Below are 5,892 nucleotides of genomic sequence, written 5' to 3' on the forward strand. Positions count from 1 at the left end.
TCTATCGATGACATTGAGAATTGCCCAGATTGCGCCGCTCGCGGAATCTGTTCCCCCTCGCACCTATGGTGGCACGGAGCGGGTATGTTCCTGGCTCACCGAAGAACTTGTGCGCCAGGGACACGAAGTGACCTTGTTCGCCAGTGCGGATTCGTCAACCTCGGCTACGCTCGCGCCTTGCTGCCCGACGGGATTGCGACGAGCAGGTGTGCACAATCACGCGCCAGCTCTGTTGCTCATGCTGGACCGCGTGCGCAGGCTCGCCGGTAGCTTTGACGTGATCCACTTCCATGTGGATCTCTATCAGTTCCCGCTATTCCAGGATCGCGCCCGAAAATCCTTAACCACACTACATGGGCGGCTGGATCTGCCGGACATGCATCCGGTATATCGCACTTTCAACGACATGCCATTGGTGTCGGTCTCCGACGCGCAGCGCCGACCGATCCTCGACGCAAACTGGTTGGCGACCGTCCCTCACGGCATGCCTAACACACTCATTCCGTATTCGGCTGACCGAGGCAAATACCTTGTTTTCCTGGGCCGTATCTCGCCCGAGAAGAGACCGGATCGCGCCATCGCGGTCGCCCTCCGCGCCGGCAGTCCGCTTAAGCTGGCGGCCAAGGTCGACACGGTCGATCAAGAGTATTTCGACGCTGCGGTCAAACCGTGGCTAGACCATCCGCTGATCGAATTCCTCGGCGAGATCGACGACTTTCAAAAGAGCGAACTCCTGGCCGGCGCGCTCGCTCTGCTTTTTCCTATCGACTGGCCCGAGCCCTTCGGATTAGCGATGATCGAGGCCATGTCCGCAGGCACGCCGGTGATCGCCTGGCACAACGGCTCAGTTCCTGAAATTGTGGACCCGGGCGTCACCGGATTCATTGTCCAGTGCCTCGACGGGGCGCTCGAAGCCTTGAACCAAGTGCCTACGCTAGACCGCCTGAACGTCCGCAACCGGTTCAAAGATCGGTTCACGGTTGACCGTATGGCGGAAAACTATCTGCTGCTCTACAGGCGGCTCGCGGACAATGCGCGCTCCTCTAGGTCTTGGGCCTTTGCGGGATCGCGCGACTGCGACCAGGGTCACGGCTTGTCGGGTCCGCGAAAGGGAGCCTTAGGCCCCGTTGACCCGTTGTTCGAAGACGGCGTCGCCGACGTTCGACGTTAAACGCCCCTCAACGGCTCGCGGGGAAACAATCAATGGCCCTTGAAATCACCGTCGGACCGCCAAGGCTGGCGATCAACCAAGGCTACGGCGTCCTCATCACCGACCAGGACGGTCAGATCCCCTGGCCGACCGACAAGGGCTTCTATCACTCTGACACCCGGGTCATCTCCTCTTGGCAGATCTTCGCCGACGGCGAGCCGTGGGAACTCTTGAACGGCGGAAATATCGCGTACTACGCCAACCGCATCTTCCTCACCAATCCGACCATTCACACTGAAATCGGCGAGGTTGCAGAACATACTCTCGGCCTTTCGATCAGCCGTTCCATCGACGGCGGAATCCACGAGGACCTCGATCTGGTCAATCACGGCATGGGCAAGGTGCACTTCAACCTTGAGATCGCGGTGCGCAGCGACTTCGCCGACATCTTCGAAGTGAAGTCCGGCGACATTGTCCGGCGGGGCCGGATCACCACCGCGTGGTCGCAAAGCGCTGCACGCCTAACGATCGCTTATATCAACAAGGACTTCGAGCGCCGGGTCACAGTCACGGCACACAAGTGTGATTCCAAGCCGGTCTACGCCAACGGCCGGATCAGCTTCGAACTCGAACTCAAGCCCGGCGAAGCGTGGCACTCGTGCCTGCTCTATGCGGTCGGCGACGGGAAGACCCTCGATCACGCGCCAGCTCACTGTATCGCTCAGACGAGGGGCGCTGGCGCGCGCCGCAAGCTGAACCAATGGCGGGAAGCGGCGCTGAAGATCGAGACGAGCAACGAGGAGTTCTACCGCTTCTACCACCAGTCGCTGGAGGATATGGCCGCCTTGCGACTTCCCATCGAGGGCACCAGCCACTTGGAATTCGTGCCCGCGGCCGGGGTTCCGTGGTTTCTGGCCCTGTTCGGGCGCGACAGCCTTACTGTCTCGCTGCAGAACGCCATGGTGTATCCTGGTTTCGCCCGCGGCGCGCTGGAGGTGCTGAGCCGCTACCAGGCCAAGAGGCGCGACGATTATCGCGACGCGGAGCCCGGTAAGATCATGCACGAACTGCGTCGCGGCGAGTTGGCGCACTTCAAGCTTATTCCGCACACGCCCTATTACGGCACCGCCGACGCCACCATCCTCTATCTGATCGTGCTGCATAACGCCTGGCGCTGCACGGGCGATGCCGATCTGCTGACGCGGTATATGCCGACCGCGGAGAAGTGCCTGACCTGGATCGACAAATACGGCGACCGAGACGGCGATGGCTTTCAGGAATACCAGACCCGATCCACGGCTGGCGCTTACAATCAGGGCTGGAAGGATTCTGGCCAGGCGTTGGTCAATACCGACGGGTCGATCGTCACTGCGCCGATCGCGCTCGTGGAGATTCAAGGCTATGTCTACGATGCCTGGCTGCGCATGGCTCAGATCTACGACGCTCTGGGCAAATCAGCCCGGGCTCAGACTCTGCGGGAAAAGGCCGAAGCCTTATTCATCAGCTTCAACGACGCGTTCTGGGATGAAGAGTCAGGCTTCTACGCTCTCTGCCTGGACGGCGAAAAAAAGCAGGTGTTGAGCGTCGCTTCCAATCCCGGTCAATGCCTGTGGTCGGGCATCGTGCCTCCCGACCGCGCCGCCAAGGTTGTCAAGCGGCTGATGGAATCTGATATGTGGAGTGGCTGGGGCATCCGGACCCTTTCGACCCACAATCCCTCCTACAACCCCAATTCCTATCAGAACGGCGCGGTATGGCCGCACGACAATGGGATCATCGCCATGGGCTTCCGCCGCTATGGTTTCGTCGAAGAGGCGGCCCGCATTGCCCGCGACATCAGCGGGGCGGCCAGCTATTTCATGTGTCATCAGATGCCGGAGCTCTATGCTGGCATGCAGCGCGATCCGACCACCTTTCCTGTCCAATACCTCGGCGCCAACGTGCCGCAGGCCTGGGCGGCGGGATCGTGTTTCGCGTTGCTCCAGATGATGGTCGGCTTTCAGCCTGACGCGCCGGCCGGCAAGCTCTACATCGATCCCGTTCTGCCTGAGTGGCTCCCCAAACTCACCATCAGAGATCTTCGGGTCGGTGAAAACATCTTCGATCTGCGATTCTGGCGCGACGACGAAGCTACGCGGTTCGAGACCCTCAAAGGCGATCCGCTGGCAGTCGTCCAGAAGAGCTATGCCACGGCCACCACGCGATGGCTGTAGCGTGCTACCAGGTAAGTTGGTGGCGGTAACTCTATGAGCAGGATTGCTGTCGTCGTCGGTGCTGGAACAGGCGTTGGACGAGCGGCCGCGATGGTGTTCGCCCGCAACCGCTGCACGTTGCCTTGCCTCGGATCAGGGATCGAAACAGGCGGCCTTGGAACCTCCGCGGGTTCGGCGTGCGCGCGCTGGCGACCTTCAAATCATCTCTAACCCTTGGAAGCCGCAACGATCAGTGCGCGACATTTTCGCGCACTCGAATCTGTCAAGGATATCGTTCCTCCGACGATCGATAACAAGCTACGATTAATTTAGACCAACTTTCGCACTTCGTTCCTCAGTTCAGGAATTACCGCCTCCTCGAACCACGGATTTTTCCGCATCCAAATTGCGCTACGCCAACTCGGATGCGGCAACGGGAAGAATTGGGGACGGTACTGTGAAAATGCCTTGACGGTCTCGGTCATGGAGGCCTTCGGCCCTGCATCCAAATAATATCGATGCGCGTATTGACCGACCAAAATCGTCAGCTGCAGGCCAGGAAGATGCTTGAGCAAGCGTTCGTGCCAGCGCGGCGCGCATTCCGGACGAGGTGGATTATCACCACCATTCTTTCCAGCCCCGGGATAACAAAATCCCATGGGAAGAATCGCGACTTTTCCTTCATCGAAGAAGGTCGACCGATCCAGCCCCAACCAGTCGCGCAGGCGATCGCCGCTTGCATCATCCCAAGGTATCCCACTCCGATGGACTTTGCTCCCTGGCGCCTGGCCGACGACTAAAAGCCGAGCGGTGTTCGCCAGTTGTATTACAGGTCGAGGACCGAACGGCAGTTCTGCCTCACAGATCCGACAGGCCCGAACTTCATGCAACAGACGTTTCAACGACATTTAAAACGCTTTCAGTGATGATCCACACGTTTTTCCGCGCTCGCAGCCACATTTCGCTTACCCGCGGTCTCGCAAGACCTGAATCGATTCCCATCATCTCGCAGCTCAAATGACCTATGCGACGGAGGACGTTGATCCATTCGTTTGCTCGAAGAACTCAAGAGTTTCAAACCAGGCGCCGGCGGCGGCCTTCGGTCGATAGCCCCTTTGGTTGGAGGGGTCCTCGAACGCGTGACCGGCGCCGTCGCAGATTTCAATATCGACTCGCTTTCCTGCAACGTTCATACAAACTTCGAACGCTCGAACCTTGTCCGCAGGGATCCCCCGATCGAGAGCACCGAAGAAGCCCAGCACAGGGACATTGATTTTCTGAATCTCCCCGGTATTAGTGGGCAGCGGGCCGTAATTCACTACACGCGCGGCAAGTCGCGGCTCATGGATCGCGAGTTGAACCGCCAGGCCGCCGCCCATGGACCACCCGAGCGAACCAATGTGCTTTGTGTCTACATCAGGACGATCGGCGAGATAGTCGAACGCCGCTTTCAGATCGCCTATCGCGCGCTCTTGCCGAAGACCGCGCTTGAGCTTACGAGCTTCAGAACGATCCGTTGTGACTCTGCCTTGGTAGAGATCCACCGCAAGCGTCACGTACCCATTCGCCGCCAGCTTCTCGGCTTGTTCCTTCACCCACTCGTTCAGACCCCACCATTCATGAATGATAATTATCGCTCGATGACGCCTCGTATCACGAGGCAAGGCAAGAAATCCTGTAACTTTCTCAGTAGCGCGCGCGAATGTCACCATCCGCGTTTTCGGCCTAGCTGGCTGACACGCTGCGGAAGACGATGACACCGTTTCTAACCTAACATGGCCAGAGCTCTTTTAGATACGTTCTCCGCCGTGAAGCCGTATTCACGCATCACGACGTCGCCTGGAGCCGACGCGCCGAACCGGTCAACACCCAGCACGTCGCCGCCGTCACCGACGTAGCGATGCCAGCCCTGCGAGGCACCCGCCTCAACGGCCAGCCGCGCGCGGACTGAAGGCAACAACACCTGATCGCGATAACTCCGCGGCTGAGCATTAAACAGTTCCCAGCTCGGCATGGAGACAACGCGCGCCATGACGTTGCGCTCTTGCAGTGTCCGTCGAGCGGCCATAATCAATCCAACCTCCGAACCGCTCGCAATCAGAATGACGTCCGGCTTGCCGTTTGCGGCATCGGCCAGGACGTATGCGCCCTGGCGCAAGCTATCTGCCGAAGCACATCGAGTGCGATCGAGCGTCGGCACATTCTGACGCGTCAGAACCAACGCAACGGGGTGATCCCCCGCTTCCAGCGCCACGCGCCAAGCGACGGCCGTTTCATTGGCATCGCCCGGACGGATGACCGTAAGGCCTGGAACCGCTCGCAGGCCAGCGAGCTGCTCCACTGGTTGATGGGTCGATCCGTCTTGTCCCAAGGCGATGCTGTCGTGGGTAAAAACATAGATCACGTGCAGCTTCATCATCGCCGCGAGGCGGATCGGCGGCCGCATGTAGTCGGAGAAAATCAAAAATGTCGCGCCGAACGGCACGACACCGGCATGCGCCGCCAAACCGTTCAGGATCGCTCCCATGCCGTGCTCGCGCACGCCGAAAT

5 protein-coding genes are annotated in these 5,892 nt (G+C 59.6%); 2 read left to right on the forward strand and 3 right to left on the reverse strand.

Annotation, left to right across the window (positions count from 1 at the left end):
- Positions 1–13: 13 nt before the first annotated feature.
- Both WB528_RS00790 and WB528_RS00795 read left to right on the forward strand, forming a co-directional pair.
- Positions 14–1,171: a glycosyltransferase family 4 protein gene (locus WB528_RS00790; RefSeq protein WP_423886535.1), complete on the forward strand. Its 1,158-nt coding sequence runs from the start codon at positions 14–16 to the stop codon at positions 1,169–1,171.
- Positions 1,172–1,203: 32 nt separating this feature from the next.
- Complete coding sequence (locus tag WB528_RS00795; RefSeq protein ID WP_423886531.1) at positions 1,204–3,363, forward strand: glycogen debranching N-terminal domain-containing protein; 2,160 nt, start codon at positions 1,204–1,206, stop codon at positions 3,361–3,363.
- Between the two features lie 308 nt (positions 3,364–3,671).
- On the opposite strand, the gene WB528_RS00800 is transcribed toward WB528_RS00795, so the two are convergent.
- From WB528_RS00800 to WB528_RS00810, 3 genes are all read right to left on the reverse strand, one after another.
- Complete coding sequence (locus tag WB528_RS00800) at positions 3,672–4,250, reverse strand: uracil-DNA glycosylase family protein (RefSeq protein ID WP_423886532.1); 579 nt, start codon at positions 4,248–4,250, stop codon at positions 3,672–3,674.
- 114 nt (positions 4,251–4,364) lie between these two features.
- On the reverse strand, positions 4,365–5,054 hold the full coding sequence (locus WB528_RS00805; protein WP_423886533.1) for a dienelactone hydrolase family protein: 690 nt from the start codon (positions 5,052–5,054) through the stop codon (positions 4,365–4,367).
- A gap of 53 nt (positions 5,055–5,107) precedes the next feature.
- Positions 5,108–5,892, reverse strand: a 785-nt coding sequence (locus WB528_RS00810) for a transketolase-like TK C-terminal-containing protein (RefSeq protein WP_423886534.1), incomplete at its 5' end; no start/stop codon positions are given.

Origin of the sequence: Bradyrhizobium sp. (assembly GCF_049586575.1) — a bacterium.
Classification (GTDB): domain Bacteria; phylum Pseudomonadota; class Alphaproteobacteria; order Rhizobiales; family Xanthobacteraceae; genus Bradyrhizobium.